Genomic DNA, 26,094 nt, shown 5'->3' with positions numbered 1-26,094 from the left:
GTGATGCACTTCGAGGCGACCACGCGCCGAACAATCGCGGCATTTCCAGCCGTCACGGCGCTTCGCTTCCAGCCGGACAACTGCCCATCGCGGGTCTTTGTAAATCGACGATGGCGCGCGGTTCACACCCACTTCGGCGCCCTCGCTTTGCGTACGGGAGCGGCGAGCATGCGCGCGCCTTGCGCGACGGCTAGGACGCTGGCACAGGCCGCGTCGATACGGCCCAACGATCGGGCCTTGGCCAATTTGATGTTGTTCGCCGGGTCGCGCAGACAAACGGTGTCGGCCATGGCACTGCGCAGCAACAACGACGGAGCGGCCTTCACCAGTCCATCGAAGCACGCGCGCCGGAAGCGGTCGCAATCCTCATTGCCGTCCTTGAAGCCCATGCCGCGCCACACGAGCGGGACGCGAATGCCGGCGGCGTCGATAGCCTGTGCAAGCTCTGCCTGTTTGAATCTGTCCATGACCAGGGCGGCAATCGTCTCGCCTTCCACATGGCGCATGACTTCCGAGAGCCACGGTGCAACGGGAACGGTCATCGCGCCCAAGGTCGACAACTCGTTACGGCTGGACATTTGCGAATAGCGATCGCCAACGCCGTCACGCTGGCCACGATCAAGCAAGCTTGGCTGCGACGGAAACCAACCGAGAGCCTCAAGGCGCCCCGTCTCAGGCCAGAAAAACGCCGCGGCCGTCATCGAGGCAGAGCCGCCAAGGTCAATTCCGACGATGCATTGACCACCGCGAGCCGGTACATCCGCGGTCTCGCAGGCCAACCACTCATCCGTGGTCAAGAGCACGTCCCGGTTTTCACCGGACACGCGCTGATTCAAATTGAACAGCCGGAAATTCGAGAGCGTGCTACCGCCGCGCTGCATCGCGCGCCGTGCCTCGCCCTGTAACCAATCCAGCGAGCTACCGATGCCGCTCGCGGCGCCAGGATTTGCGATCTTGAGCGCCTCGATGTCGTCCGGTGCGCAGCCCTCCGGCGCCCGGTGCTCCTGCACGTACATGCGCTCGCCCGGCTCATCGAGCATCTTGGAAAAGCTATGGGTGTTGTCCGGCGCGCTCGTGCTGATGACCAGTGCCCGGCCGGACCTCTTTCCGAGGGCCGAGAAAATGGCGGCTTCCAGTGAATCGCCCTTGTCGCGGTCCCAAAAGCCGCGCTCATCAAGCAGCGAAAAGACCGGCGCCAGGCCGAGCGCATTCTTCGCGTCACTGGCGAGCACGCGCAGCACATGGCCACCGCCGTCGCCCTCGTACCGCACTTCCAGCCGCGGCGACCGAACGAACGTCAGTTGCTTCCGGACCTTGGTAGGTAGGCTGGTCGCCAACCCCTCGATGAACGCCCACGCGATGCGCCCCTGATCCCGGGTCTTGGCCGCAACGATCACTTCCCGGCGGGGTTGCTTGTCGATCTTGCCGAGCAGCGCGGCCAGGGCGAGCCCCGATCCCAGCATGGTCTTACCTGCGCCGCGGCCAACACTGAGCCCCGCGATGGAAACCCCGTCGGCCAGGGCACCCCGAATGAAGCGCTTCTGAAAATCCGCAAGACGAATCGGTTTTCCCGCAAGAGGTCCTTCGGGAATCTTCAATGATTCTAAGAACTTAATGGCGTTTTCTGAGGTCATTTTTCTCTGGGAGCGATAAAAAGTACTCCCGCTCCGCGTAGAGCCGGTCCTCCCGAGCGCCTGCGGGTCCCATACCTCATGCGCGCGCCTGGATGACCCACGCAGCGCCCGCGGGATCGCGCTGCACGTTGACGATGACGTAGCTCACGCCGCCGCTCTTGAACTGGTCTGCTGTGGTCGGAGTGATGTCGAGCGATGAGCACAAGACAAACGCCTTGCGGTCGTTGATCTGCACTGCGCTATCGACGTGATCGAGCTGGGTGTAATTGTCGATCCAGCCCATGCACGCATGGTCGACAGGTGTGATGACCGGATCGAACGGCGGACCCGACTCTTCCATGCGCGTGATCGTGCACGCCATCGGGATATCGAACGCGCTGAGCGCGTCGGTCAGGGTAGTGGCAAGGCTGCCGTCGTCGAGAATGCTCAATGGGCCTGCAACGCAAAAAACCGGCGGATGCTTGTCAGGGCATCCCGCCGGGTGATCAATGTGCGCGGATTATGCCACGCTTTTTCCGAATGTCAATTACCCTTCGATATCCGTCGAAGTGTCAGCGCTTGCTACGCTGCTTGACCAGGGCGTCGTACATCACGCGCATGTTGCGCACTGCCTGCTCGGCCTGCTCCAGCTCGTTCGCCATCGCTGCCAGAGCGCGTTCGTCAAAGGTCAGTTTCTTCGCCATTTTCATTTCTCCACTTCAAATTGAAGTTGACAGCCAATCAACGCGCAAAGTTGAACACGATTTCCATGACCAATCAAGAAAATGATATTCTAAATATTTGATTTTGTTGACAAATTACATAAGCGTCACACCGTCACGTCACCGTCACATCGCGTCACATGTGACGGTCCATGCCCGTCCGTCACGTCACACCACCCTATAGGGTGTGACGGACGTGACGCGGACTAGCGAATTGGAATTGGTGGAGGCACTGGACATGGAGAAATAATCCCCGCCGCTGCTCGTGTGGTCATGGGAATGGCGTTCGTGCTCGTGAACCGCACCATGCCGTTATCCTCCTCGATGCGCTGCGTCTTGATCAGCGAAGCCTTCAACCGCCTGAACGGCTCGCGCGGGTTCGGCGCATCCCGATCGAGCACGCCGCGCCGGAACAACTCCTCTTTCCAGGCATGGACCGCGACCGCTCCCTTCTGGCCGTGGTCCTTGATGGTCGTCTTGAGGGTGTCCAGCGCGTTCACCTGATTGTCGCTCAGCCGTGATGCTTGTTCGGGCGCTGCCTGCACGGCCATGGGCGAGACGATGAACGCGGTCAGATCGTCGCCGTCGGCGTCCGTGCCTACCGTCACTTCCTGCCCCACAAACGACGTCAGCACGCCTTCGGGCTGATCGTTCGCTTTCGTGATCGTCGCGGTCTTCACCTTGTCGCCGGAGATCTGCACTCCGAGATCGATGTGACCAGTCTTGGCGCTGCTGCCGCGCTCGCCCTTGGTCTCGTCTTTGCCAGTATGACCGATCGTCGCTAGGTGGATGGGCTGGCCGAGCTGGTCGTGGATGCGCTTCAAATTCGCGGCGACGAGATTGACGTGCTGCGCCTTGTCCTCATCGCCGCCGCCGGCTGCGACGGCCTTGGCGTAAGTGTCGAATATGGCCAACCCCACCGGAACGCCAAACCGTTCCTGTGCCGTCGTGATCGTTGCGATAACAATCCGCACGCTGGCCTCGTCCGTCAAATCGACGATCTGGTCGACGACCGCAATCGGCAAGCCAGCGTGACCATCTCGCTTCGCGTACGCGGCCAGGCGCCGCCGTTGAAGCCCGGCGCGCTCCAGCGCAAAGTAAACCGTGCCGAACTTCTGTTTCGTCTTGAAGCCGCGCCAATCCCGACCTGCCGCACCATGTACAGCGATGTCGGTCAGCAGCGACGACTTCAATCCGCCCGCCGGTCCATACCATGACGAATCCTCATCGAGCGCGAGCACACCCTTAATCAGCCACGGCTTGGCGGGCTCGTTCGTGCATTCATCGAAAAACTTCATCGGCAGTGCGGTCACTTACGAATTCCCTTTCCGAAACGCTTCATTCCCAAGCTGGGTTTGAGTTTGGGCTTCACGCCGAGTCCGAGTTGCAACCGCTCGTACTGTTTGTATCTCTCGTGCAGTCGCTCATATTTCTGGTAGAAATAGACGACGTTCTGGGCGCTGGTGTTGAACAGGGTTTTCAGTTCCGGATTGCAATGAATCAGCCACATCAATTCGCTGCGCTCCTCCGGCGTCCACTTGTCGACCGTTTGCCAGCCATTTTCCCAAGCGTGCCTGAGCAGGGCGACCGCAGCGATTAGCGCTTCTTTCCGTGCCGAACGCTCCGGCTCCGTTGCAGCGGCGTCAGCTTCGGCAGCGTCGAGGAACGCGCGTGCGGTGGCCATGTGCCGAGCGGCGTACAATTCGTCGCGCTCGTTGAGATCATCGAGCCGCTCTCGGAGTTCGGCCGGCGGTTTCCAGCCCACGCGGTGAACATCGCGCAGCGCGTCCATGCGCTCGCGGATCTCGGTTAGGTCCTCGATCCAGAGCAGATATTTGACGTGCAGATGGTCATAGATTTGATCGGTGACGGGCGTCCAATGGATACTCATTTTCGGAACTCCAGAAAATCTGATGGAGCCCGACGATTTCACTTTACGACGGTGATCGAAGTATGCTAGTCAAAAGGCCTTCCGAGCCACCGCATACGCATACAACGATCCGCCGTCCGATGTGCCACCGTCGGACGGCTTTTCGTTAGCGATTGGCGAGATCGCTCAGGCGCCTGCAAGCGTGGCGCATGGTGCTGCTGTGAGCGTTGAACTCGCGCGCTTCATCGTCGCGCATCTGGAATTTGTGGCCGATCGCCTCCATCCGCTTTCGAGCGTGCTCGATCGTCGTCGCGATGTCAGCGATATCCTCGGCGCGGCTCATGCCGGCACCGCCAGTCCAAGCTTTTCGCGCAGCATCGCCGTCGGCACCTTTTTAAGCTTGCCGATCTGGATCGTCGGAATGTCGCCGCGGTTGGCCGCGTCATAGCTCGCGTTGCGGCTCAGACCGTAGATGATGCGTCCCACATCGGGCACGGACGCGGTCGGCTTGGAAAGCAGCTTCAGTAATTCCTCGTTCATAGTGCAAACCCTTTAGTGGTCATGGGGTCAATAATGGCCCTACATAACACAAGCAGTTGCGTAGTGTCAAATTTGGCCCTACTATCGTGACTTCAAATGCGGAGATTCGAATGGCGCGGAAACCAATGGATCCTGTGAAGCTGAATTTGCGCTTCACCGAGGCGCTGCGTGCGCGACTGGAAAAGGCGGCAGCGCAGAACAATCGGTCAATGAATGAAGAGATCGTTCGAAGGCTGGAGGACTCCTTCAAACCCGATGACTTCTTGGACGCCCTCGATCGTCTGTCGGAAAGGGGGACTGTCAGGATAGGCAACAAGGTTCGCAAAGGCGGCCGCTGGGTGCATGACGATGAGGAGCGGTCATGAAAGGCCACATCCAGCAGCGCGGCAAAAATAGTTGGCGCCTCAAATTCGATGCCGGCCGCGACGAAAAGACGGGCAAGCGGAAAACCCAATTCGTCACCCACCGCGGCAACAAGCGCTCGGCGCAAATCAAGCTTGCCGAACTGATCGCGTCGGTCGCACAAGCTAAGTATGTCGAGCCGCACAAGATCACCGTCGCTGAATGGGTGCGCGCTCGCGTCGACCATTGGGAAGGCTCCGGCGATATCAGCGCCAGGACGGCCGAGCGCTATCGGGAGTTGGTCGAAAATCAGATCGCGCCGCACATTGGCGCGAAGCTCCTGCAAAAATTGCGGACGCTCGACATCGAGGAATGGCACACGACGTTGCGGAACGGCGGCCGCGCCGACGGGAAGGGCGGTCTCGCACCCCGGACCATTGGCCACGCCCACCGCGTGCTCGGGAAAGCACTGCGCGACGCCGTAAAGAACGAGCTGGTCATCAAGAACGTCGTCGCCGCCGAATCTGCGCCGAAGGTCGACGACGAGGAAATGGTGATTGTGAAGGACATTCCGGCCTTCATCGAATCGCTGCGCGGCCACCGGTTGTTCGTTCCCGCGATGGTTTCGCTGTTCACCGGAATGCGCATTGGCGAAGTGCTGGCGCTGCGATGGGGCAGGGTAGACCTCGACGGGAAGGTGATTCAGGTCCGCGAGGCGATCGAGGAAACTAAGGCGCACGGGATCCGGCTCAAGGCGCCGAAAACCAAGGCCGGCCGCCGCGACATTACGCTGCCGGATTTGTTGGTTGAGGCACTGCGCGAGTTCCGGCGGGAGCAGTTGGAATTGCGGCTCAAGCTCGGCGCCGGCAAGCTTCCGGACGATGCCTTGTTGTTCGCGGCGCCCGACGGCGCGCTACCATCGCAGAAGCGCTACAGCAAAGCTTGGAGCGATTTCCAGCCGGACATGGGCTTCCACAACCTGCGCCACACCCATGCCTCGCAGCTTATCGACGCGGGCGTGGATATCGTCACGATTTCCAAACGTCTGGGGCACGCTAAGCCCGATATCACGTTGCGCATCTACGCCCACCTGTTTAGGAAAGACGACGGCAAGGCGGCAGCGGCGATCAATGCGGCGCTGAATCGCTAGGGTGCCAATCGGGTGCCAATTTCGCACTTTGTTCTATTCAGAACATGCGCTAAGCACTTGAAATTGTTGAGCTGGAAGGGTGGCCGAGTGGTTTAAGGCACCGGTCTTGAAAACCGGCGTGCCCGCAAGGGTACCGTGGGTTCGAATCCCACCCCTTCCGCCAGTATATTGTTCGCCACTGTTCGCGAGCGTTCGGAATTCACAGTAAAATCAAAGGATTGCGTCGAAAAAGCTGGGAGGCGCTGGTGCAGCATTATCAGACGCTACCGCCAAACAGCCTTGTCGCGAACAGCTCAAGCCAAACCAATCCCAGCCACGCGCTCAGCTTCTCCGAACTGGAGAAAATTCTTAACCTCTGCAGCCTGACCAAGGTTGGCAGTACCGACTACACGATGGGTAGTAAGGATCGCGTCGTTGGCGTTCAGGAAGTGCGAACCCGATGTTCGCGGTGAACCTGGCCGGCACGGCCTACGATCCTGCCACCGTAGAAGTCGCATGTTTCGGCACGCAGTGATCTGGACCTGCGCGGCGACGGCTACCGCTCAATAGTCGTCGCGGTAATAGCGGTATCGCCACCGTGGGCGGTACTCTTCCCTGTAGTATCGGCGCGGCTCGTAGTAGGCGCGGGGTTGGCGTGCGGCTTGATACTCCGGCGGAATGACGCCGTTCGGATAACATCGTCCGTAGATGTCGGTATCGTACCCGTAGCTGCATGGCCCTTCACGGACCGGAATCAGGTTGGGCGTGTCGCTCTGCAGTGCTACGGCGGGCGTTGCGAGCTGGAGAGCAATGGCCGCAGCTGCTCCGATGATCATGGAATCCTCCCGAAACGTTTCTGGGAACCAAACGTGCTAGTGCGTCCAAGGTTTCCAGATGTGGGCCTGCTTTGTTGATAGGCTCTTGATCTACAACAGCGCCTGAAGGGGGCATTCACCGAGCATTCACATGACTATGCATATCGATTTCCCCAGCCTGCGGCAGTCTTCCGCAACCTTATGGCGAGCGCAAGCTAAACGCGCTGCGACGACTAGTAGATTGACGCCTCGAAGCCTTTTGACCCGCAGCGACTCAGGAGCCGCTTCGCCGGCTTTGGGGCCGCAGCCGGCTTCTGCATGGCTACTCACTAGCGTCATTTGAAATCACGGCGCCGGCGGCGGGCCGCTGCTCGATGCCTTGCGGAAATGAGCGCCCTGATGGCATAGCCAGCGATGACGCCGATGATGAATGCGGCGGCCACTATCAAAGGTACAGAGAACCGCTCCATACCAGCCGAATGCGGCACCAGGCTGCAGCGTTCCTACCTGGGGCACGAGAAGTAAAGGCTTAGTGCAGCACGCGGGCGGCCTCGGCGAGCCGGATCTTTTCTCGCAGCTCCTCGAGCTCCTGAAGCATTTTCAGAAGATCGGGCAGGACGTTTGCCCGCTTCAAAACTCGGGTCTTTTGCCCCATTGTACACGCCTCCATGGCTCGCTAACGCCGAGCCACATCAAGGCGCACACACGCAAATTTTCCCCTGCACGGCGAATTGCTTTTTTAACCAAATCAGCTGAGCATGTCCGTTGGGTGTGACAACCCGGACCTGAGATAGACCGCATTCCCTGGCTGGGCGTAATGTCGACGCCGTCCGGCAATATCATCAGATTTCCATGCGCCCCAGCACCGCGGCTGGACAATCCGTCGTTCGACCACGGCCGAGCCGAACGCCGCGTGACAGCCCGGCAGCGCGCCAGCCGTAGCCGCAATCCGCTGCGGCATCCTTGCAATAGCGTTTCCTCAGCCGTGACAGTCGCGGGGAAACTCCAGAAGGGCGAACCGCTCCGGGTCGATCCCTTTCTCGACGAGGGCGCCATACTCTGGAAAGGCGTTGCGGCCGCACGCCTCCTCCTTGCGGAGTTGTTCGAGCTTGCCGTGCAGCACAGCGGGAGGCCGCAGCAATGAGCAACGTCGTTGAGCTACAGCTGCCCGATCGCTTCGAGAACGAGGCTGACATCCAAAACATCGTTCTGCTGATTGATATGCTCGTCGTGTTGTTGGCTCAGCCCGATGCGGAGACGGCCATCGATGGGATGCACCGCGTCACGCAGATCATCTCGGATCATGCGCACGCGCTCCGGGACCGCCTACAGCAGGGCGGCTTGGCATGAACCGGCGGCGCCGAGCCCACAGAAAGCGCGAACGGCAGCGGCTGGCTGCCCACGCCCGCCGGTTGAAGCGATGAATACGAGGCCGCCGGATCTCCTTTCGGCGGCCTTCTCACTATTGCGGCAGCTTCCCGCGATCATTTTAATGGCGCGGTCATAGGGAGAAGTCGCAATGCAAAAATTGATTGCCGCTGCTGCATTAACCGCCGCACTCGCGCTAGCGGGCTGCGGAAGAGAGCCCGGGCCAAAGGGCGATCCCGGCCCTCAAGGGCCGGCCGGTCCCCAGGGTGCCCAAGGTATTCAGGGCGTCCCCGGTCCTCAGGGGCCAGCCGGCGCACAAGGGCCTCAGGGGCCGCAAGGGCCAAAAGGCGACAAGGGAGACAAGGGAGATCCGGCGTCCGTAAATATCCGCGCGGTACAAGCGGATGGCGCCGTCAATTGCGACACCAGCGAAACGCTCGTGTCCGTGTTCTGCCCGAGCGGAGGGGCAGCGGACGGTATGAAGTGCGGGGCCTCGCCGACGATCGGTCTGTGCCTGAAGAAGTGAGGACCGAGAGCCCGCCGGTTCCACGCTGGCGGGCCGCACGCGCGAAACCGGCGCTGTCCGGAAGAGTACTGACAATGTTCGGAAACGAACAGAACGAAGCTCGAGCTGTGAGTAAGCTCGCAGTCGCTTGAACTTCCCCAAGGTCCAAGCACCCCAACGGCCCCGGCCTCCCACGCCCACCCCATGGCCGGGGCCATTTTCGTCAGAGCTCGCGTGCCATCGCGGGATGGCTCCGGTTCTTCACCTTGATCCAGTGCTTCTGCCGACCGCCTCGGTACTGCCGATCGCGATGCGGGGTGGCCGTTTCAGTCAGGATTCCGGTCACGACACGACATCCAGCGGGACGCTGCAAACGGCGGCACCATCCTCGTCGATAACGAAGATTGCATACTTTTTGCCGATCAGTTGCGGTCTCGTTTCGCGCAGCGATCGAGCGAGCTTGATAGCTTCTGTCCGCGCCTCCGCCTCGCCCGGCAGGTCATGTACGCCGAAATCCGAGACCAACTGGGAATCGATGAGCTTGAAGGAAAAGAGAGGCATCGAATATTGCCTGGGTTCGTGCCAAGCGAAGCCCCCGCCAGCGTTAGGAAGGCGGGGACTCGCGGATGGATGGTTCGAGGCTAGGGAAAACCTAGGTGTCGCACCAAGGACCCGCAGTTATCAGAACGCCATCATGACGCCTCGTGTACCGCGCAAATGTTGGGCAGGTCGCGCAAATAAGAGGCCGTTGCGCAAGAGCAGGCGCACACTCTTGTCCTCCCGGATGACCAGCATCCGGGTAGCGTCGTGTTTCACCTCACGAATCCAGTCCGGCCCGATTTCGGATGTGGTATGCGCCCAATTCAGCCACAATGCGGCTTCGTTGCCGTGGTCAGCTGAGCTCGATATTGAGGGCACAATCGCCGACCGGCTGAAGTGACTGTTGACCCGTCGAGGGCGCCGCGACGCTCGAGATCGGTGGCAATTCCAATCGAGGCGGCTTGGTGTGCCTTAGCTGCGTTCCGCGGACGATTGATCATCCCAGAGCAGTTCACCGCACCGGCATTTGTACACCCGGATGAAGCGGGCTGTCTTCATGTCCCATAGCTTTTCCGCCAGACTGAGTGGTTCGCCGCATTTGGGGCAGCGGAATAGGGTGGGGCTCGGGGGCGTGGCTGGAAGCATAGGCACGTCTCTTCTTTCAGAAGACGCGAAAGCCCAGCGAGCGTTGCACCAACGTCGCGGTCGACCGGGCTGCTTGATCCGCATCAATCAATCGACCGCTCCAGCTTCTGAGCTGCCCGGAAGTCATCCAGATGCTGCAGGTTCGGGCCGTACGCGGCCTCCTTGGTGAGCAGATGGTAGATCCGGGCCGCCACCAATTGGAGATGCTTCATTCGTCCGCGGGGCATCGCCCGGGCCTTGCAAAGGGCTCGGACCGCGTGCGCTCGGAAATAGTCAAAAGCGTCGGACATCGGAGATTCAACGTCTCGTCCAGAGATTGGTTCTTACCCCTTGTTTCCAGGAACACCAGTCAACCAAGCTGTCTGTAGAGGCAGACCGCTCGACGGTCAGGACAAACGAGAGCGCATCCGGAACGCTATCGAATTTGAAAAATTAGCCCGGCAGGAAGCTTCACGGCGAGCACGCATGTTCTTCTTTTTCTCGAACCGGGTGGGGTGTCTCGGCTCGCTGCTGATTTCCGGCTTGGTCACCGTGGCGCTGCTCTTCCTGCTCGGGATACTCCGGTTCTGAACCCAGGCGCGTGGACCAACAGATCACCTGCGGCTTTTGCGCGATTGTGCCGAGAAGGCCCTTAGCAGTCGCACACGCTGAACGGTAACCCTGTGCCCAGGACGTGGAACCCCCTAAGCATTCAGGACGTTGAGCCGCGAATGCGACTTGCGAGGTCCAACTGCTTCAGAGTTCATCGACCCTGATCCCCGGAGACACCGTCTGGAGGCGGTGCGAAGCGCGGCGCGTGACGGTTCTGAACGATGCTGCCGCGTTTTTCGCGGCCCTGCGGCAAGCGCTGCTGGAGGCGCAAGAACAGGTCTACATCATCGGATGGGACATCCACAGTGCAACCAGGCTGGTCGGAGCTTCCGGACGAGCGGATGATGGTTTGCCGGAACAGCTTGGCCCATTGCTGCGCGCGCTCGTTCAACGCCGCCCGACCTTGCGGATCGACATCCTTGTCTGGGACTTTGTCTCCTTTTACGCCTCCGAAAGAGAACGGAATTCCGCGGCAAAATTTACTGCCGAAACATCTGGCCGCGTCCGGTTTTGTCTCGATTGCACACTTCCGTTTGGTTCGGCCCAACACCAGAAGATGGTCTGTATCGACGGTTCACTGGCGTTCGTTGGCGGACTCGATCTGACAATCAGGCGCTGGGACACCAGCGATCATCGGGCCGAGCATCCATTGCGCTGCGACCCTGAGGGCAAGCCATACCCACCCTTTCATGATGTTCAATGCATGGTCGATGGGGATGCAGCAGCGTGGCTGTTCGACCTCGCGGAGGAACGCTGGCGTGCTTCAGGTCAACAGACCCATCATCGGCGCCGGCTAGGGAACATGCGGTGGCCGGCCAATGTGCCGGTGGAGGCCGAGCACTTGCCGGTTGGTATCGCCAGGACCGAGGTGGTCTGTCCTGCAGGTTCGACCATCAAGGAAGTCGAGCGCTCATTGACTGCAGCGATCCGGTCGGCGACCAGCTTCGTTTACATCGAAAATCAGTTTACCAGCGCGACCAAGATCGCGCGTGAATTGGCCCAGCAGATGCTTCGCGTGCCTTCGCTTCGGGTCCTGGTCGTCACTCCCAAACTGCATTCATCGTGGTTGGAATCCCAAGCCATGCAAAATGGCCGTGGTGCCTTCATCGACTGCTTCAGTGAGGCTGGAGTCGCGGATCGCATCCGCTTCGTCTACCCGATCTCACGCAGCGAGGATGCCGAAGCTGCCGTGATGGTGCACAGCAAGCTCATGATCGTGGATGATCGGATCTTGAGGGTCGGCTCGGCTAACCTGAACAATCGCTCGATGGGCGCCGATAGCGAATGTGACCTGATCTTTGAAGCGTCATCCGACCAGCATCGGAATTTCATCGCTTCGGTCCGCCGTCGCCTGATCGCGCATTTCTGCGCTCTCGACGAACTGACCATAACGGAAAACGAGGATCGTCTGTTTGCGCTCCTGGACGACGTGGCGAGAGCTGATGAGGTGAAATCGCTGCGGGAAGTGGAGTCCTCGGTCCTGACCAGTGCGCTGGCCACAATGGTTCAGCCGGTGGCAGACCCGGAGCGGCCGCTTCATCTGGAGCGGGCCGCATCTCGCATGTGGAGTACGAAGACACTAATGGGGATCGCGTCGATAACGCTGGCGCTATTTGGACTGACGATGGCTTGGTCGTACACGCCTTTGAGCGATTTTACCGACGCGCCTCATATTTCGGCGTTACTGTCTGCCTACTCGCAGTCCATATGGGGGCCACTATTCGCTATCGCAGCTTTCGTCGTTGGCGGGCTGGTCGTGTTTCCGGTTCTCGTGCTCATTGCAGCAACTGCTGCCGCACTTGGGCCCTGGCTAGGCTTCATTACCGCAATGGCGGGCGTCTTGCTCAGCGCCTTCATCCTTTTTGCGATCGGGCGGGGACTCGGCCGACAACGCCTCCAGCAGTTGCTCGGCCGACGTGCAGCGCGCATCCAGGAACGCGTTGTGGGCAAGGGGATTCTAGCCGTCGTCGTCATCCGGATGATTCCGATAGCACCGTTCTCGGTGGTGAATGTCGTGGCTGGTGCGAGCACGCTGCCTCTACGTGACTTCATGGTTGGAACTCTGCTGGGCATGATGCCCGGTATTCTCGCCATGGCAGTTCTGGGGGCTCAGATCGCAGACTTCGCCAGGAATGCGTCCTGGAGCAACATATTGCTGTTGGCTCTGGCGTTCTTGGGCTGGCTGGGGATCTGCGCGGGAGCACAATTCGTCGCGACTTGGCTCGCCGGGAGGCGCTGATGGCGGCGATGCGCTTCATGACATGGAATGTGCATGGCACGTTCAATCTCAATCCGAAGTTCGATTTGGAGGGTGTTTGCTCGATCGTTCGCAAGTGGGCCCCTGATGTCGTCGCACTTCAGGAGGTGGATTCGCGATCGCGGTCAGACGATCCATTTGCGAAGTTGGCGAGTGTTGTCGGCGATCACCGCGTTCACGCTAAGTCAATTGTCACTGAGGATGGCGATTACGGTCAGATGCTCCTGAGCCGCTTTCCGTTCTCTGGCGTGCCCGAGATCCTCGATGTGTCGTATCGAGAGCGGGAGCCACGCAGAGCGATTGCCACGGGACTGCTGACACCAGTCGGCGATGTGCGCGTGGTGGCCACTCATCTCGGCCTAAGTATCCACGAGCGCCATGCGCAAGCCCAGGCCCTGGTCAGCTTGGTGCGACCTGGGAGGACCGTCGTCCTCGGCGATTTCAATGACTGGTTTTGGGTGAAATCGGTGCGGCGTGTGCTCGCGCAGGTCTGCCCCAACCGAACACGCTTGCGGACTTTCCCGGCGCGTTTGCCCGTTCTCCGCCTTGATAGGATCTATGCGACGCCCGATAGCCGGTTTGGGAGAATTTGGACCGACGGAGAGGCAACGGCCTATTCAGACCATTTGCCCGTGATTGCGGACATCGAGATCTAGGATTGTCTGCCGACGGGAGACGATCTTCGTGGAGGCCCATCAGCCTATCTAACGATTTCCCGAAGATGGCAGAGTGCCACTGTTTTGCCCGACGGGTCAACCCGCTTGTACGCGGAATGCAAAAGGCGTTGTGCCAACAAGACTTAGCTACTGTGCATGGGGTTGTTTTCGCAAACTTTGGTGGTCAGCGGCTACGCTTCGGCTCGAACATGCGGAACTTTTTCCTCGCCGCCACGTTGTGTCGCCATGACTGAAGACCTTTCCTTCCGACGCAAACCCCTGACCCCCGAGCAGCGCCAGGCGCGCGATGCGGCGCGCCGGATCGAGGCCGAAAAGGCCATGCGCGATCATGAAGAGGCGCAGAAGGCGTTTTACGCCAACAAGGAGCGGCTGAAAGCCGAACGCCTCGCGCGTGAGGCCGCCGCGGCGAAGGGCTGACCAAACGCGGTCGGCGCTGACAATCTCTTAGACCGATCTTTCGACCGACGCCGGCATGTCATGCCGATTGGGTGTTCCAGTCGCGCTCAAGACCAGCTTGAGCGCGCCCGGTCGCACCCATCGGCGGGCTTGACGGCGTTTGCCCTTCGGGAGGAAGCTTCGAATGATCCTCAATTGACGTGAATGACGGAGACGTTCGCTCCCAGCCAGTCCGACCCCTTCAGCGAAAGCGAGAATGGAGCTGACCATGACCACGTTCGACAAGCGCGAGCAGGGCTTTGAAGCAAAGTTCGTCCACGACGAGGAGCTGATGTTCAAGGCCACGGCCCGGTCCAACAGGCTGCTCGGGCTCTGGGCCGCAAGCCAGCTCGGCCTCAGCGCCGACGAGGCGGCAAGCTACGCAACGGCGCTGGTCACGGACAATCTGGAGAGGCAGACGATCGACGACATCGTGAGCAAGGTGTCGGGCGATCTCGCCGCCAAGGGCGTGGCGCGCGAGCAGGTCGCGCAGAAGCTTCTGGAGTACCTGCGCCAGGTCATGCAGCAGCTCGAAGCCGGCAAATAGCAAGGCCGGTCGTTATACGTCATTCGGCGTGCTTGCGCGCGCCGGAATCGCTGAGCCTGTCGACATAGGCGATGCCGAGCGCCGAGACAATGAAGGTGATGTGGATCAGCACCTGCCACATCACGCCGTTCTCGGTGTAGGTGGCCCGGTTCGAGCCGAGATTGCCGGCCTCGATGAAGGTGCGCAGCAGCGCGATCGAGGAGATGCCGATGATGGCCATGGCGAGCTTGATCTTCAGCACACTGGCATTGACGTGGCCGAGCCATTCCGGCTCGTCGGGATGACCCTGGAGGTCGAGCCGCGAGACGAAGGTCTCGTAGCCGCCGACGATCACCATCACCAGCAGGTTGGAGATCATCACGACGTCGATCAGGGCCAGCACGCTCATCATGATCTGCTGCTCGGTGAGGTCGAGCGCGTGCCAGGACAGATGCCAGAGCTCCTTGAGGAACAGCGCGATGTAGACGCACTGCGCCACGATCAGTCCGAGATAGAGCGGCAGCTGCAGCCAGCGCGAGCCGAAGATGATCATCGGCAGCAGGCCCAGACGCGGCGAGGGCGGACGGGCTTCGGTGCGGAGTTCGGATTGGAATCCAGTCTCAACCGACATTCAGGCCGCATCCTCGCATCGAGATGATCTCGCTGCGATGTAACCCGGCAAGATGGCCGGCGGAAGACGCGGCGAACTGGTCGCTTTCCAGGGATCGCGCCATTTTCGTGCTATCGTGCCGGTCGGCCGTCGCGCGGGCGGCTACGACCGGAATCAAGATGGGGAGGCGGGGCGTGTTTCGCAGCAGGAAATGGGCGGGCGGGATCGCGCTCGTTGCCGCGATCATGGCCGGCTCCGGCGGCACGGAAGTCTCGGCAACGCCGCTGACCCCGTTCCGCTACGAAGCGCAGGCGCAGCGCCATTGTCCGCACGATCAGGTGGTCTGGCTCGATTTCAGGAAGGGCGTCTACTACACCAGGGGTCAGAAGCGATATCGCCAGGGCTTTGACGGCAGCTTCGTCTGTCTGAGCGAGGCTCGCGACGGCCGCTATCGCCGCTCGCTGTTGGGTCTGCGCTGAGCGGCGCGTCACCGGGCTCGACGGCGAGCCGGCTATTTCCGGCTCGGCAGCTTCACCGGCACGTGCGGGGAGGTGCTGATGACCCGGGGACTTCCGTCGGGATAGGTGCGATCGCCGCGGATCAGGGATTCAAGGACCAGGAAAAACTTCTCGGCAAGCATGTGAGTCACCCTCGTCGGTGATGGCCTCTTGAAAATAAGTCGAGGCGCCGAACGCAGAAATTCAATCAACTAAACGGGAGCGGGACAATCCGGGCAAACACCTGTTTGCAGCACGGCATGGTCGTCGTCGGGAAAGCGCGAAGATCTCGTCCGAGATCAGCCGAAGGCCAGGGCCACAAGGCCCGAGCAGAGCAGGACCAAGCCGCCTGCGGTCAATGCCAGGAAGCCATCGGATACGAGGTCATGGTTGCGCATGGGACACCTGCCGCTCTCGTCCTCGATGCTCGATCGGATCGATTAAAATTGTCCGAACGTGCCGCCTTGAAAGAGGTGATGCTTGCCGCCCCGCGCGAGTGCCTTCAGGCCCTCGTGCGGTAACCTTCAAACGCATGGGCCAGGAAGATCCCCGCGCTTACCAGACCCATCAGTGCCGAAACCGTCTCGATCATCGTTAAATTCCACATCCCGCCCTTGCATTCGAGAGAACGCGTGCGGCCTTGCACAGTCAAAAGAATTTCGGTGAGCGGCGTGACAATGGGGGTGGAGTGAGGATTTGGCGCAACAGAATGTCCAGCCTTGGCACAGAGCAGGGCGCCCGCGCTCCGTAGATCAACGGAGGCGAGCGAACGTCCCGTTTACCATCCCGGCGTGATCGCTGTGGGCTCCCCATTTCCGCCGTGTTCGGGTTGCGTTATCGTTACCACTTCCGATGCGGTGGTGGGCCGCCTCGGACTACAAGGACCGGACGGCGCTCCCCGCGGCTAAAGCGGGATGGGTACGCGCCCGGCGAAATGGTATTTGGGGCGAATGGGGATCCGACGGTCAGATTCGGTTTTGCGGGCCGCGCGCGGTGTTGCGGCGGTCGCGACCTGCCTTGCGCTCGCCAATTGCGCCTCCTCGAACAAGTTCGCCAGCCGCGTCGATCCGAAATACGGCGTGTCCTCGAGCCCCCGGGTCGTGGCCTGGGGCGACCCGGTCCCGAAGGGTGGCGGCACCTACCGCGTCGGCAAGCCCTACGTCGTGGCGGGCCGGACCTACGTGCCGGAGGAGGATGTCAACTATCGCGCCGAGGGCATGGCGTCCTGGTACGGCGATGATTTCCACGGCCGCCTGACCGCCAACGGCGAAGTGTTCGACATGGCCTCGCTGACCGCGGCGCATCCGACCCTGCCGATGCCGTCCTACGCGCGGGTGACCAATATGTCGAACGGCAAGTCGCTGATCGTCCGCGTCAATGACCGCGGGCCCTATCACGGCAACCGGCTCATCGACGTTTCGAACAAGGCCGCCGAACTCCTTGAATTCAAAGGCAATGGCGTCGCCAAGGTCCGGGTCGAATATGTCGGCCGGGCGCCGCTCGAAGGCTCAGACGACCGCCAGCTGATGGCGACCTTGCGTACCGGCATTCCGGCGCCGACGCCCTCGATGGTCCGGGTCGCTTCGGCCAAGCCCTTCGTGCCGGAATTGCCCGCATCGAGCCGCGGTGCCATTCGCGGCGAGGTTCCGATGCCGGAGGGGCGGCCCTACAATCTCGGCAACAGCTCGGCTGATATGGCCTCGCTCAACGCGACCTCGGAAATGTCGGCCTCGAGCCGCAGCCGGGGCCGGGCGCTCCAGAACGCACGTGCCGTGTCCTATGACGAGGACGGCCGCTACGCGACCGAGAGCGCTCCGTCTGCCGCCTACACCTCGGACGGCGCGGCCGAGGCCCGCAGCATCCTGAGCGGCCGCGGCCTCTACTGAGCCGTGCTTTCCTTCAAGAACGTCATCAGCGCCGCGTTCACCTCCTCGGGCCGCTCCTGCTGGACCCAGTGGCCGGCGCCTTCGAGGATCAGCTTGCGCTTCAGATTGGGCAGCACGCGCTCGAGCTCGTTGACGCGCTTGGCCCCGATCAGGCCGGTGATGACGGCGTCTTTGGAGCCGGCGATGAACAGCGAGGGCTGGTGGATCTGCGCATCCTGCCAGGGGGCCGTCAGCTCCCAATTGCGGTCGATGTTGCGGTACCAGTTCAGCCCGCCGCGGAAGCCGGACTTGCGGAAGCACTCGGTGAAATAGGCGAGATCAGCCTCGTTCAGCCAGCCGGGCAGCGGCCCCTCGGCGCCTGCATGGCCGAGAAAGCCCTTGCCCTCCTGCACGAACATGGCTGCCGAGGGATCGGCGAGGCCGCGGCCGCCGAGCACGATGCGCATGGTGCGGGCGACGTCGCGCTCGAACTCGGCTTCGGCGACGCCGGGCGTCTGGAAATACTGCCAGTAGAAATTGGTGATGCCGCCCTGGCGCAGCAAATCGAGCGGCTTGCCGCGGCCGCGGAACGGCGGCGGCACGCTCAGGCCCGCGACCGCCGTGAAGATATCGGGGCGGAACAGTGCCGCGTGCCAAGCCACCGGCGCACCCCAGTCGTGGCCGACCACCATCGCCTTGCTCTCGCCCAGCGCCTGCACGAGGCCGACGACATCGCCGACCGTGTCGAAGATGGAGTAGGCGGCAACATCAGCCGGCGCCGCGCTCTGGCCATAGCCGCGCATGTCGGGGGCGACGACGTGAAACCCGGCCTCTGCCAACGCCGGGATCTGGTGACGCCAGGAATAGGACAGTTCCGGCCAGCCATGGCACAGCACCACCAGCGGCCCCTGGCCGGCCTCGCGGATGAAGAGCTCGACCCCGTTGGCCTTGATCATCCGGGTTGAGGACATTCGCTTTTCCGCCTTGTTTCAGGGGTTTGGTCGGGAAATATAAGATGCCACGATAGGGGCGCGAGGAGAATCGTGCAATCTCAGGGACAAGCGTCCAGCTCCGTGTTGTTCGCATCTGTTCCAACTGCTAGAACGCCGCTCTCAGGGCTTGGCCATGGCATTTCGTCCTTCTTTGCTTCGTCGCTCCCGGTTCACCGCCGGTGCGCTGGCGCGCGGGCTGATCGCGGCGGTTCTGGTCGCGGCTATCGGCTGGGGCGGGGCGCTCTACGCCGCCAACCAGAGCGTGCAGGGCGCCAAGAAGGCGGAAGACACGGGCTTCGACGGCGACGCCCCGACCGCGATCCTGATCGAGGCCTCCTCAGGCAGCGTGCTGTTCGAGAAGAACGCCGACGAGCTGCGCGCGCCCTCCAGCATGATGAAGCTGATGACCGCGGAGGTCGTCTTCAACGCCGTCAAGAAGGGCGACATCAAGCTGACCGATGAGTACCGGATCAGCGAGAACGCCTGGCGCAGGGGCGGCGCACCCTCGGGCGGCTCGACCATGTTCGCCGCCATCAACAGCAAGGTCTCGGTCGACGATCTCCTGCACGGGGCGATCATCCAGAGCGGCAACGATGCCTGCATCGCGCTCGCTGAAGCCATGGCGGGCAACGAGCGGATTTTCGCGGCCGACTTCATGACCAAGCGAGCGCGTGAGCTCGGCCTCACCCGATCGACCTTCGCCAACTCCAACGGCTTGCCCGATCCCGGCAACAAGATGACGGTGCGCGAGCTCGGCATCCTCGCCCGCCACATCATCCTGGACTTCCCCGAGTTCTACAAACTGTTCGGCGAAAAGGAGTTTACCTGGAATAAGATTCGCCAGCCCAACCGCAATCCGCTGCTCAATTCGATGGAAGGCGCTGACGGTCTCAAAACCGGCTACACCAAGGAAGGCGGCTACGGCATGGTGGGCTCGGCCGTGCAAAACGGCACGCGCCTGATCGTCGTGGTCAACGGGCTCGACGATCCCGAAGACCGCGCCACGGAAGCCAAGAAGATGCTGGAATGGGGCTTCCGCAATTTCGAGACCCGCGTGCTGATCGCGGCCGAGCAACCCGTCGGCTACGCCAAGGTGTTCGGCGGCGAGAGCCGCTCGGTCAAGCTCGTGGCCAAGACGCCCGTGAAGGTGATGGTGCACAAGAACGGCAGCGACAAGCTGATCGCCCGCATCGTCTATAGCGGCCCGGTGCGCGCGCCGGTCGAGGCCGGCCAGAGGGTCGGCGTGGTCAAGGTCTGGCGCAGCGGCGCCATCGCGGTGGAAACGCCGGTCTATGCTGCCGAAGCGATCGGCACCGGCTCGACCATGCGCCGCGCGATCGACGGCGCCAGCGAGCTCGTGATCGGCATGTTCCGCGCGGGCGCCGAGAAGCTCTGACCATGAGTAAAAGCCCGGTACGGTGGCCGTCTGGACGCGGACGCTTCATCACCTTTGAAGGTGGCGAGGGGGCCGGCAAGTCGACCCAGATCAAGAAGCTGGCCGACCGTCTCAAGGCGGCAAGGATGCGCATCCTCGTCACGCGCGAGCCAGGCGGCTCGCCGGGCGCCGAGATCATGCGTCATCTGGTGCTGTCGGGCATGGGCAAGCTGCTCGGACCCGAAGCCGAGACGCTGCTGTTCGCCGCTGCCCGCGACGATCACGTCCGCACCGTGATCCAGCCCGCGCTCAGCCAAGGCATCTGGGTGCTGTGCGACCGCTTCGCCGACTCGACGCGGGCCTATCAGGGGAGCCTCGGCCGCGTGCCAGATGGCCTGATCAATGCGATGCAGCGGGTCACGATCGGCGATCTCAAGCCGGATCTCACCATCATACTCGACCTGCCGGTCGAGATCGGCCTGCAGCGTGCCGCCGCGCGCCGCGGCAGCGCCACGCCGGACAGGTTCGAGGGCGAGGATCTCAAGTTCCATCAGGGCCTGCGCGACGCCTATCGTAAGATCGCCGCGGAAGATCCCGCGCGTTGCGCGCTGATCGACGCCAATTCCGATCCCGATACGGTTGCTGGGCGTGTCTGGACGGCGCTGCGCGAACGTCTTCTTCCCACGCCCTCTTCGGTGATTTCCGCATGAGCCGGCGTCAGATTGAGCGCGAAACCGCCATTGCGCATCCGCGTGAGACGTCGAGGCTGTTCGGGCATCGCGACGCCGAGACGGCGCTGCTGACGGCCTACCGCAGCGGGCGCATCCCGCATGCCTGGCTGATCGGCGGGCCGCAAGGGATCGGCAAGGCAACGCTGGCCTACCGCATGGCGCGCTTCGTGCTCGCCCATGGCCAGCCGTTGGCGCCGTCCGTGCAACACGCCCCAGACCTTGCGATCGATCCCGATGACGCCGTGGCGCGGCAGGTTGCGGCGAGCTCGCATGGCGGCCTGTTGACGCTGGAGCGCACCGCGAACGACCGCGGCGTGATGCGCACCGTGATCACCGTCGACGAGACGCGCGAGACGATCGGCTTCTTCGGCTCGACGGCCGCGGCCGAAGGCTGGCGCGTCTGCATCGTCGATACCGTCGACGAGCTCAATCCAAACGCGGCCAACGCGCTGCTGAAAATCCTCGAAGAGCCGCCGCAGCAATCGCTGTTCCTGCTCGTGAGCTACGCGCCCGCACGCGTGCTCGCCACGATCCAGTCGCGCTGCCGCAAGCTGCGCCTGCGCCCGCTCGCCACGGACGACGTGATCGGTGCTGCGGCTGCGGCGGCCGACCTCGATCCGAACGATCCCGCGCTGCGCGAGGCGGCGGAGGCCTCCGAGGGCAGTGTCGCGCGGGCGTTGACGCTGCTCGGCGGTGATGCGCTCAAGCTCCAGCAGCGCACGGCAGCACTGCTCGCGCGTTTGCCGCAGGTCGATCCGCGCGAACTGCACACGCTCGGCGATTCGCTCGGCACCAGCGACCGCGTCGCACTTGCCGCCTTCATCGACGGCATCGACCGCTGGATCGCCGAGCGCCTGCATGCGGATGAAGCCAATGCCAACCAGAACCTGCCGCGCCTTGCGCGGCTAGCTGAGGTATGGGAAAAGATCGTCCGCGCCGCGCGCGACACCGAAACCTACAATCTGGAGCGCAAGCCCTTGGTTTTCTCGGTGTTCGGCTGGCTGGCGGACGCAACGCGCTAGAGCATGATCCGGAAAAGCGCGGAGCGGTTTTCCGAAAAGATCATGCGCAAAACAACAACCTGACGCAGGTTCGTTTCCAAATTTTTGAGAAGCCGGTAAAGGAATTCGTCGTGGCAACGCGAGCTAAGAAAACCGCCAAGGGCAAGAGCAGCAAGAAGAAGGCTGCAAAGGTGCTTGCGCGCAAAGCTGCCAAAAAGACCAAGAAGGCAGCCGCTAAGAAGAGCGTGAAGAAGAGCGCTGCGAAGACGGCAAAACGGGCTGGCAAGAAGGCTACCAAGAAGCAGGTCGTCGCCAAGAAGGCGGTGAAGAAAGCGGCCAAAAAGCCAGCCAAGGTTCCAGCGAAGAAGGTGGCCAAGAAGGCGAAGGTGACTGCGCCTGCCGCGATCGCAGCGCCGGCTCCTGTCGTTGCGCCACCGAAGGCTGCGAAGCCCAAGGTATCGAAGCCCAAGGAATCGAAAAAGGCGCCGCGTGCGTCGAAGCCCGCCGCAGTCGCAGCTCCGCAGGCCACTGCTCCCGTTGCCGCCCCCGCGCGCGACAATGTCTTCTACATCACGACGGCGATCGCTTATCCCAATGGCAGCCCGCACATCGGCCACGCCTATGAAGCGATTGCGACCGACGTGCTGGCGCGCTTCGCGCGGCTCGACGGCAAGGACGTGTTCTTCCTGACCGGCACCGACGAGCACGGTCAAAAAATGGTTCAGACGGCCGCTGGCGAAAACATGTCCGTTTCCGCGCTCGCGACCCGCAATGCCGGCCGCTTCAAGGAGATGGACGAGCGCCTGAACGTGTCGTTCGACCGCTTCATCCGCACCACCGAAGAGCAGCATCATCGCTCCAGCCAGGAGATCTGGCGACGCATGGAAGCGAACGGCGACATCTATGCCGACATCTATTCGGGCTGGTACTCGGTCCGTGACGAGGCGTATTACGCCGAGGACGAGACGCGCCTGAACGATGACGGCGTGCGGCTCGGGCCGCAGGGCACGCCGGTCGAGTGGGTCGAGGAAAAGAGCTATTTCTTCCGGCTGTCGGCGTACCAGGACAAGCTGCTCAAGCTTTATGCGGACCATCCCGATTTCATCGGGCCGGACTCCCGCAAGAACGAGGTGGTGAGCTTCGTCAGAGGGGGCCTGCGCGATCTCTCGATCTCGCGCACCACTTTCGATTGGGGCGTGAAGGTGCCCGGCGACGAAGAGCACGTGATGTATGTCTGGGTCGACGCGCTGACCAACTACATCACGGGCGTCGGCTTCCCCGACGAGAGCGATAACAGCTGGCGCTATTGGCCGGCCGACGTGCACATCATCGGCAAGGACATCATCCGTTTCCATGCGGTGTATTGGCCGGCGTTCCTGATGTCGGCAGGCATTCCGCTGCCAAAGCGGGTCTATGCCCATGGCTTTCTGTTCAACAGGGGCGAGAAGATGTCGAAGTCGGTCGGCAACGTCGTCGATCCCTTCAATCTCGCCGACCAGTATGGCGTCGACCAGATGCGCTATTTCTTCCTGCGCGAGGTGCCGTTCGGCCTGGACGGCAACTACAACCACGAGGCCATTGTCGCGCGCATCAACGCCGATCTCGCCAACGATCTCGGCAACCTTGCGCAACGCTCGTTGTCGATGATCGCCAAGCAGCTCGGCGGCATGCTGCCGGAGCCCGGCGAGTTCAGCGACAACGACAAGGCGATCCTTGCGATGGCCGACGGCATGATCGCCACGTCGCGCGAAGCAATGGCGACGCAGCAGATCCATCACTGGCTCAACGCCGTGTGGGCCGTGGTTGCGGAGGCCAACCGCTATTTCGCGGGCGAGGCGCCGTGGGCGCTCGCCAAGACCGATCCTGTCAGGCAGAAGACGGTGCTCTATGTCACCGCCGAAGTCGTGCGCCAGATCGCGATCCTGGCCCAGCCGGCGATGCCGACCGCCTCGGGATTGCTGCTCGACAGCCTCGGCATCCCCGCAGCCGAGCGCAACTTCGCGGCGCTCGGTGGCACCTCGCGCATCGCTCCGGGCTCGACGCTGCCTGCGCCGAAACCGGCGTTCCCGCGCTACATCGAGCCGGCGGCCTGAAGGCGGTCGCGCGATGTTGGTCGACAGTCACTGCCACCTGGATTTTCCGGACTTCGCGGAAGATCTCGACGGGATCGTGTCGCGTGCGCGTGCGGCCGGCGTCAAGCGCATGGTCACGATCTCGACGCGGGTGCGGAAGCTGCAAGATCTCGTCAACATCGCCGAGCGCTATGACGATGTCTATTGTTCGGTAGGCACTCATCCGCACAACGCGGATGAGGAGGACGGCATCGCGCCGGATGAGTTGATCGCGCTGACGCAGCATCCCAAGGTCGTCGCGCTCGGCGAAGCCGGGCTCGATTATTTCTACGACAACGGCTCGCCGGAGGCGCAGGCGAGGGGCTTTCGCGCCCACATCGCCGCCGCCCGTGCCACCGGCCTGCCGCTGGTGATCCACACCCGCGAAGCGGACGAGGATTGTGCCCGTATCCTGGAAGAGGAGGTCGGACGCGGATCGTTTCGCGCGGTGCTGCATTGTTACACCGGCGGGCGCGAGCTGGCGCTGAAGGCGGTCTCGCTCGGGCTCTATATCGGCTTCACGGGCATCCTGACCTTCAAGAAGTCGGAGTCCCTGCGCGCGCTTGCGGCCGAACTGCCGTCGGACCGTATTCTGGTTGAAACAGACTCGCCCTATCTTGCACCCGGAAAATTCCGCGGCAAACGCAACGAGCCGGCCTATGTGGTCGAGGTCGCAAAGGTGCTCGCTGAGGCGCGCGGCGTGTCGTTGGATGAGATCTCGCGCCAGACCACCGAAAACTTCTTCCGTCTATTCTCAAAGGTGAAGGCTTCAGGAGACGCATGACGCTGACGCTGACGATCCTGGGCTGCGGCTCCTCCGCCGGCGTGCCGCGCCCGGCGCTCGGCTGGGGCGCCTGCGATCCCAACAATCCCAAGAACCGCCGTCGCCGCTGCTCCCTGCTGGTCGAACGAAAGTCCGAGCACGGCAGCACACGCATCGTGATCGACACGTCGCCGGACCTGCGCGAGCAGTTGCTTTCGACCAATGTCGACCACATCGACGCGGTGTTCCTGACCCACGAGCACGCCGATCAGACCCATGGCATGGATGACCTGCGCTCGGTCGTCATGCATATGCGACGCCGCATCCCGACCTACTTCAACCTGTCGACCGCCAAGGACATCATGGCGCGGTTCTCCTACTGCTTCATCTCGCCGGAGGGCAGCGACTATCCGCCGATCCTGACGCGGCATTCGATCGAGGCGGGCGAAAGCCAGACCATCCTGGGGAAGGGCGGCGCGGTGACGATGACCGCCTTCCTGGTGCAGCACGGCAACATTCCCGCGCTCGGCTACCGCATCGGGGATGCCGCCTACACACCCGACCTCAACGACATCCCGCGCGAGAGCTGGGGCGCATTGGAAAATCTGGACCTCTGGATCGTCGACGGCCTGCGCTACACCAGTCATGTCAGCCATTTCAGCATCAACGATGCGTTGTCGTGGATCGAACGTTTCAGGCCGAAGCGTGCGGTCATCACCAACATGACCGCCGACGTCGACTACGAGGTCATCAGGCAGTCGCTGCCCGCGGGCGTCGTGCCGGCCTATGACGGGCTGCGGCTGGAGACGCACTAAACCCGCGGTGGAAATTCTCCTGCCAGGCGGCATACGCCTTGCTTGCGCCGGCCCCATCATGTTGATCTAACGTCTGAAAGACAGGCGTTTGACAGGGCGATATTCAAGCAGGACCGGGACCGGATGTGCAGTCGCCGGATCGGTTGAATCGCCTCTTGTGAGGATGGGGATTGCGTTGGCAGGCGACGATGTAGCGGCTCGGAGACTGGTGCGACGCGCTCTGGATCTCCTTTATCTCGGCGCGGGCTACGCCGCGGGCGTCTTCCTTGTTGCGATCTTTGCAATCATGATGGTCATGTCGGTCGGGCGTCAGTTTGCGATCAACATTCCCGCAGGCGACGATTTCGCGTCCTGGTGCATGGCTGCAATGGCTTTCCTCGGCCTCGCGCACACCTTCAAGCGCGGAGAGATGATCCGCGTCGGCCTGCTGCTGGAGCATCTGCACGGGCGGACCAAGCAGGTCGCGGAGATCGTCGCGCTGGGCATCGCCACCGCATTCATCCTCTACTTCACCCGGCATGCCGTGCAGATGACCTACGATTCCTGGCGCTTCAACGACGTGGCGCAGGGCGTCGTCGCACTTCCGCTCTGGATTCCGCAGCTCGGCTTTGCCGGCGGCCTTGCGATCCTGTCGATCGCGCTGGTCGATGAAATGGTCAATGTCGTCGGCGGCAACCGGCCGAGCTACGAGAAGGGCTCGCCGGACGAGACGCCCGACGAGTTCATCGAGCGCATCTCGCAGGGCGGCGGAGGTTGACC

The 26,094-nt window shown here is 62.3% G+C and carries 32 protein-coding genes and 1 tRNA gene; 18 read left to right on the top strand and 15 right to left on the bottom strand.

Annotation, left to right across the window (positions count from 1 at the left end; translation table 11 throughout):
- Positions 1 to 122: 122 nt before the first annotated feature.
- The 7 genes from BLV07_RS36345 to BLV07_RS36325 all read right to left on the bottom strand — a co-directional run bounded on the left by BLV07_RS36345 (position 123) and on the right by BLV07_RS36325 (position 4,745).
- Positions 123 to 1,634, bottom strand: coding sequence for a terminase TerL endonuclease subunit (locus tag BLV07_RS36345; RefSeq protein ID WP_176945993.1), 1,512 nt, complete (start codon positions 1,632 to 1,634; stop codon positions 123 to 125).
- 76 nt (positions 1,635 to 1,710) lie between these two features.
- On the bottom strand, positions 1,711 to 2,064 hold the full coding sequence (locus BLV07_RS36340) for a hypothetical protein (RefSeq protein WP_091895555.1): 354 nt from the start codon (positions 2,062 to 2,064) through the stop codon (positions 1,711 to 1,713).
- A 121-nt stretch (positions 2,065 to 2,185) separates the two neighbouring features.
- Entirely contained in the window at positions 2,186 to 2,317 is a 132-nt protein-coding gene (locus tag BLV07_RS49875; RefSeq protein ID WP_283806566.1) for a hypothetical protein, read from the bottom strand.
- A 224-nt stretch (positions 2,318 to 2,541) separates the two neighbouring features.
- Entirely contained in the window at positions 2,542 to 3,648 is a 1,107-nt protein-coding gene (locus BLV07_RS36335; protein ID WP_091895552.1) for an AAA family ATPase, read from the bottom strand.
- Positions 3,645 to 4,268 (bottom strand): hypothetical protein, encoded by a 624-nt coding sequence (locus BLV07_RS36330; protein ID WP_143035595.1) that lies wholly within the window; start codon positions 4,266 to 4,268, stop codon positions 3,645 to 3,647. Before BLV07_RS36330 ends, BLV07_RS36335 begins: the two co-directional genes overlap by 4 nt.
- 103 nt (positions 4,269 to 4,371) lie before the next feature.
- Positions 4,372 to 4,548, bottom strand: coding sequence for a hypothetical protein (locus tag BLV07_RS47985; protein WP_176945992.1), 177 nt, complete (start codon positions 4,546 to 4,548; stop codon positions 4,372 to 4,374).
- A complete protein-coding gene (locus BLV07_RS36325; RefSeq protein ID WP_091895548.1) occupies positions 4,545 to 4,745 on the bottom strand; it encodes a hypothetical protein in 201 nt (66 codons plus the stop codon). The genes BLV07_RS47985 and BLV07_RS36325 overlap by 4 nt, the downstream gene beginning before the upstream one ends.
- A 110-nt stretch (positions 4,746 to 4,855) precedes the next feature.
- Here BLV07_RS36325 and BLV07_RS36320 point away from each other — a divergent pair, with 110 nt between their 5' ends.
- From BLV07_RS36320 to BLV07_RS46830, 4 genes are all read left to right on the top strand, one after another.
- Positions 4,856 to 5,110 (top strand): Arc family DNA-binding protein, encoded by a 255-nt coding sequence (locus BLV07_RS36320; protein WP_091895546.1) that lies wholly within the window; start codon positions 4,856 to 4,858, stop codon positions 5,108 to 5,110.
- Positions 5,107 to 6,237, top strand: a complete 1,131-nt coding sequence (locus tag BLV07_RS36315; protein ID WP_091895544.1) for a site-specific integrase — start codon at positions 5,107 to 5,109, stop codon at positions 6,235 to 6,237. Before BLV07_RS36320 ends, BLV07_RS36315 begins: the two co-directional genes overlap by 4 nt.
- A 73-nt stretch (positions 6,238 to 6,310) precedes the next feature.
- Positions 6,311 to 6,400, top strand: a tRNA-Ser gene (locus tag BLV07_RS36310).
- 82 nt (positions 6,401 to 6,482) lie between these two features.
- Positions 6,483 to 6,689 (top strand): hypothetical protein, encoded by a 207-nt coding sequence (locus BLV07_RS46830; protein WP_143035594.1) that lies wholly within the window; start codon positions 6,483 to 6,485, stop codon positions 6,687 to 6,689.
- A 90-nt stretch (positions 6,690 to 6,779) separates the two neighbouring features.
- On the opposite strand, the gene BLV07_RS36305 is transcribed toward BLV07_RS46830, so the two are convergent.
- Complete coding sequence (locus BLV07_RS36305) at positions 6,780 to 7,052, bottom strand: hypothetical protein (protein WP_091895541.1); 273 nt, start codon at positions 7,050 to 7,052, stop codon at positions 6,780 to 6,782.
- A 508-nt stretch (positions 7,053 to 7,560) separates the two neighbouring features.
- Positions 7,561 to 7,686 carry a hypothetical protein gene (locus BLV07_RS49870; RefSeq protein WP_283806565.1) on the bottom strand — a complete coding sequence of 42 codons (126 nt, stop codon included), beginning with the start codon at positions 7,684 to 7,686 and terminating at the stop codon, positions 7,561 to 7,563.
- A gap of 485 nt (positions 7,687 to 8,171) precedes the next feature.
- On the opposite strand from BLV07_RS49870, the gene BLV07_RS36300 reads away from it, so the two are divergent.
- Positions 8,172 to 8,381, top strand: coding sequence for a hypothetical protein (locus tag BLV07_RS36300; protein ID WP_091895539.1), 210 nt, complete (start codon positions 8,172 to 8,174; stop codon positions 8,379 to 8,381).
- 746 nt (positions 8,382 to 9,127) lie between these two features.
- Here BLV07_RS36300 and BLV07_RS49865 read toward each other — a convergent pair.
- From BLV07_RS49865 to BLV07_RS36280, 3 genes are all read right to left on the bottom strand, one after another.
- The gene (locus tag BLV07_RS49865; RefSeq protein ID WP_283806564.1) at positions 9,128 to 9,250 is read right to left on the bottom strand and encodes a hypothetical protein; all 123 of its coding nucleotides are present in this window, start codon (positions 9,248 to 9,250) and stop codon (positions 9,128 to 9,130) included.
- Positions 9,247 to 9,465: a DUF6894 family protein gene (locus BLV07_RS36290; RefSeq protein ID WP_091894579.1), complete on the bottom strand. Its 219-nt coding sequence runs from the start codon at positions 9,463 to 9,465 to the stop codon at positions 9,247 to 9,249. Before BLV07_RS36290 ends, BLV07_RS49865 begins: the two co-directional genes overlap by 4 nt.
- A gap of 707 nt (positions 9,466 to 10,172) precedes the next feature.
- A complete protein-coding gene (locus tag BLV07_RS36280; RefSeq protein ID WP_091895531.1) occupies positions 10,173 to 10,379 on the bottom strand; it encodes a hypothetical protein in 207 nt (68 codons plus the stop codon).
- 506 nt (positions 10,380 to 10,885) lie between these two features.
- On the opposite strand from BLV07_RS36280, the gene BLV07_RS36275 reads away from it, so the two are divergent.
- The 4 genes from BLV07_RS36275 to BLV07_RS36260 all read left to right on the top strand — a co-directional run bounded on the left by BLV07_RS36275 (position 10,886) and on the right by BLV07_RS36260 (position 14,596).
- A complete protein-coding gene (locus BLV07_RS36275) occupies positions 10,886 to 12,919 on the top strand; it encodes a VTT domain-containing protein (RefSeq protein ID WP_091895528.1) in 2,034 nt (677 codons plus the stop codon).
- Complete coding sequence (locus tag BLV07_RS36270) at positions 12,919 to 13,593, top strand: endonuclease/exonuclease/phosphatase family protein (RefSeq protein ID WP_091895578.1); 675 nt, start codon at positions 12,919 to 12,921, stop codon at positions 13,591 to 13,593. The genes BLV07_RS36275 and BLV07_RS36270 overlap by 1 nt, the downstream gene beginning before the upstream one ends.
- A 246-nt stretch (positions 13,594 to 13,839) precedes the next feature.
- A complete protein-coding gene (locus tag BLV07_RS36265; RefSeq protein WP_091895525.1) occupies positions 13,840 to 14,031 on the top strand; it encodes a hypothetical protein in 192 nt (63 codons plus the stop codon).
- 247 nt (positions 14,032 to 14,278) lie between these two features.
- Positions 14,279 to 14,596: a DUF1476 domain-containing protein gene (locus BLV07_RS36260; protein WP_176945991.1), complete on the top strand. Its 318-nt coding sequence runs from the start codon at positions 14,279 to 14,281 to the stop codon at positions 14,594 to 14,596.
- A gap of 19 nt (positions 14,597 to 14,615) precedes the next feature.
- On the opposite strand, the gene BLV07_RS36255 is transcribed toward BLV07_RS36260, so the two are convergent.
- Complete coding sequence (locus BLV07_RS36255) at positions 14,616 to 15,206, bottom strand: TIGR00645 family protein (protein ID WP_091895520.1); 591 nt, start codon at positions 15,204 to 15,206, stop codon at positions 14,616 to 14,618.
- Between the two features lie 224 nt (positions 15,207 to 15,430).
- Here BLV07_RS36255 and BLV07_RS36250 point away from each other — a divergent pair, with 224 nt between their 5' ends.
- Positions 15,431 to 15,664: a hypothetical protein gene (locus BLV07_RS36250; RefSeq protein ID WP_244551318.1), complete on the top strand. Its 234-nt coding sequence runs from the start codon at positions 15,431 to 15,433 to the stop codon at positions 15,662 to 15,664.
- Positions 15,665 to 15,696: 32 nt separating this feature from the next.
- On the opposite strand, the gene BLV07_RS49860 is transcribed toward BLV07_RS36250, so the two are convergent.
- The gene (locus BLV07_RS49860) at positions 15,697 to 15,825 is read right to left on the bottom strand and encodes a hypothetical protein (protein WP_256465491.1); all 129 of its coding nucleotides are present in this window, start codon (positions 15,823 to 15,825) and stop codon (positions 15,697 to 15,699) included.
- 807 nt (positions 15,826 to 16,632) lie between these two features.
- Between BLV07_RS49860 and BLV07_RS36240 the strand changes: the two genes are divergently transcribed.
- Complete coding sequence (locus tag BLV07_RS36240; protein ID WP_091895514.1) at positions 16,633 to 17,568, top strand: septal ring lytic transglycosylase RlpA family protein; 936 nt, start codon at positions 16,633 to 16,635, stop codon at positions 17,566 to 17,568.
- On the opposite strand, the gene BLV07_RS36235 is transcribed toward BLV07_RS36240, so the two are convergent.
- On the bottom strand, positions 17,562 to 18,518 hold the full coding sequence (locus BLV07_RS36235; protein WP_091895511.1) for an alpha/beta fold hydrolase: 957 nt from the start codon (positions 18,516 to 18,518) through the stop codon (positions 17,562 to 17,564). The two genes, BLV07_RS36240 and BLV07_RS36235, sit on opposite strands and share 7 nt — an antisense overlap.
- 154 nt (positions 18,519 to 18,672) lie before the next feature.
- Between BLV07_RS36235 and BLV07_RS36230 the strand changes: the two genes are divergently transcribed.
- The 7 genes from BLV07_RS36230 (at position 18,673) to BLV07_RS36200 (ending at position 26,092) form a co-directional block, all read left to right on the top strand.
- On the top strand, positions 18,673 to 19,935 hold the full coding sequence (locus BLV07_RS36230; protein WP_176945990.1) for a D-alanyl-D-alanine carboxypeptidase family protein: 1,263 nt from the start codon (positions 18,673 to 18,675) through the stop codon (positions 19,933 to 19,935).
- Positions 19,936 to 19,937: 2 nt separating this feature from the next.
- The gene (gene tmk / locus BLV07_RS36225; protein WP_091895505.1) at positions 19,938 to 20,624 is read left to right on the top strand and encodes a dTMP kinase; all 687 of its coding nucleotides are present in this window, start codon (positions 19,938 to 19,940) and stop codon (positions 20,622 to 20,624) included.
- On the top strand, positions 20,621 to 21,667 hold the full coding sequence (locus BLV07_RS36220) for a DNA polymerase III subunit delta' (RefSeq protein WP_091895502.1): 1,047 nt from the start codon (positions 20,621 to 20,623) through the stop codon (positions 21,665 to 21,667). Before tmk ends, BLV07_RS36220 begins: the two co-directional genes overlap by 4 nt.
- A 110-nt stretch (positions 21,668 to 21,777) precedes the next feature.
- Positions 21,778 to 23,739 (top strand): methionine--tRNA ligase, encoded by a 1,962-nt coding sequence (gene metG, locus BLV07_RS36215; protein ID WP_091895499.1) that lies wholly within the window; start codon positions 21,778 to 21,780, stop codon positions 23,737 to 23,739.
- Between the two features lie 13 nt (positions 23,740 to 23,752).
- Positions 23,753 to 24,541, top strand: a complete 789-nt coding sequence (locus BLV07_RS36210; protein ID WP_091895496.1) for a TatD family hydrolase — start codon at positions 23,753 to 23,755, stop codon at positions 24,539 to 24,541.
- Positions 24,538 to 25,335, top strand: a complete 798-nt coding sequence (locus BLV07_RS36205) for an MBL fold metallo-hydrolase (protein ID WP_091895493.1) — start codon at positions 24,538 to 24,540, stop codon at positions 25,333 to 25,335. Before BLV07_RS36210 ends, BLV07_RS36205 begins: the two co-directional genes overlap by 4 nt.
- Before the next feature lie 163 nt (positions 25,336 to 25,498).
- The gene (locus tag BLV07_RS36200) at positions 25,499 to 26,092 is read left to right on the top strand and encodes a TRAP transporter small permease (protein ID WP_091895490.1); all 594 of its coding nucleotides are present in this window, start codon (positions 25,499 to 25,501) and stop codon (positions 26,090 to 26,092) included.
- Positions 26,093 to 26,094 lie beyond the last annotated feature (2 nt).

This window comes from Bradyrhizobium sp. Rc2d (assembly GCF_900099855.1).
Taxonomy (GTDB): Bacteria; Pseudomonadota; Alphaproteobacteria; order Rhizobiales; family Xanthobacteraceae; genus Bradyrhizobium.
The sequence above is the reverse complement of the archived record's forward strand: the minus strand, read 5'-3'. Positions and strand labels throughout refer to the sequence as shown.